Genomic DNA, 1,184 nt, shown 5'->3' with positions numbered 1-1,184 from the left:
GTAATGCATACAGAGATTAATTTTTTTGTGAATTCATCAAAAACTAGCATGAGCCCAAGCTCAGGTTGACAATGGAATTCCTCATCACTATTAAATATGTGCTCAAATTTCCCAGCCGAAATAAGTTGATTCTCAACCAATATATCAGCTGTTTGCCCTAAACTATTTATGATTGCAGCAATATCAGTCATCATTTACTAACTGTTCAAATAACAGCCCATCCACACGAAGATCAGATTGATAAAGAAAGCGAATTTCTATATTTGGGTATTGATCACTTAGCTCACGAGTATAAGCATCGAATCCACCTATCAAGCCAATTACAGGAATCCGTTCCGGTCCACCACTGAAATCAGGTTCCCCCATAAATGACCTAACAGTAGCTTTATCCATTTGGTGAAAAAATGGGGAAGGCATCTTCCCACTATATGTACCTGTATCATCAACCGTGTTGATCAATGTGAATTGAACAGAAATCAATACCTGTGATATCGCATCGAAAACTAGAGTAAGACCCATTTCTGGCTCAACACTAAATCTGGAAGAACCTTCGAAAGCAAACTCAAACTTTCCCGCTGGAATAAGTTTATTTTCAACTAACATACCTGCGGTTTGCCCTAGGCTATTAATAATTGCAATAACATCTGTCATTACTTATACCACCCTTGCATTCTGTTAAGACGATGTAATTCTTCATTCGCTTTATTCAACTGTTCATTTGTATAACCTTCTTCCCGTAATCCGGGAGTCTGGGCATAAAAATTACTATCTACAGCAGCTTTCAAATCCATAGCATCTTTTGTCTTTTTCGCTGGAGTATTTCTTCCACCATAGGTCTCACTATATTTTTGATGGACCCGTTTCGGAATAGCTATAGCTATTCCCCTTTCCAAAATTGCTTTGATCTTCTTATCAGTGATCTTACCTTTATATCTTTTAAGCACATATTGCTCTAATGCCGCCTTAGAAGGAATATGATCAATATCCAACCCATCATTACGGCTACGTCCAGCCAGATCCTGATATTCTCCCACTTCCAACGGTGTCACCGGTGGTTTACTTAAATACACATACACCGGCGGCATATTCGGGATGGGAAGTACCAGAATATAATCGCGAAAATCCTTTTCTTCCGGCATCGGGAGCGATTCAATATCGCTGCCCACTTTATCCAAAGAAGATAA

The 1,184-nt window shown here is 39.0% G+C and carries 2 protein-coding genes and 1 pseudogene; all 3 read right to left on the bottom strand.

The window, feature by feature from the left end:
- A pseudogene (locus BO26_RS24330) lies at positions 1–194 on the bottom strand (DUF6392 family protein); the annotation flags it as partial.
- Positions 184–651, bottom strand: coding sequence for a DUF6392 family protein (locus BO26_RS18530; RefSeq protein WP_036774112.1), 468 nt, complete (start codon positions 649–651; stop codon positions 184–186). The pseudogene BO26_RS24330 and the gene BO26_RS18530, both read right to left, overlap by 11 nt.
- A partial coding sequence (locus tag BO26_RS18525; RefSeq protein WP_036774110.1) for an S-type pyocin domain-containing protein occupies positions 651–1,184 on the bottom strand: 534 nt, incomplete at its 5' end. The genes BO26_RS18525 and BO26_RS18530, both read right to left, overlap by 1 nt.

This window comes from Photorhabdus australis DSM 17609 (assembly GCF_000711895.1).
Taxonomy (GTDB): domain Bacteria; phylum Pseudomonadota; class Gammaproteobacteria; order Enterobacterales; family Enterobacteriaceae; genus Photorhabdus; species Photorhabdus australis.
This window is presented reverse-complemented; position numbering and strand designations above follow the sequence as displayed.